This window comes from Bradyrhizobium sp. Kon10 (assembly GCF_055807395.1).
The window spans coordinates 1-228 of sequence record NZ_JBVVOZ010000447.1; the positions used below are offsets into that span (position 1 = coordinate 1).

Annotated in this window: 1 pseudogene; it reads left to right on the top strand. The window is 53.5% G+C overall.

The annotated features are described in order from the left end of the window. Window positions 1-25: 25 nt before the first annotated feature. A pseudogene (locus AC0L2O_RS37705) lies at window positions 26-228 on the top strand (peptide transporter); the annotation flags it as partial.

Sequence of the window (228 nt, forward strand, 5' to 3'; positions counted from 1 at the left end):
TCTAAGTCGATAAAGGACAGCGAGCATGTTCGTTTCATTCTTCCCTCGACCAAAGTTGTTCTTTGCGTCGTCAATTCTTTGGACTGCGTTGGCGATGGCGTTTTGGTATGGATTTGCCGGCAATCTCTTTCAATCCCCGGACAAGCCGGTCGGGCTTGCGACGTTCTGGTCGGCCTCGGCGCTGTGGTTTGATCTCTATTTTGCGCTGGCCGTTACGGTGTTCGCGGC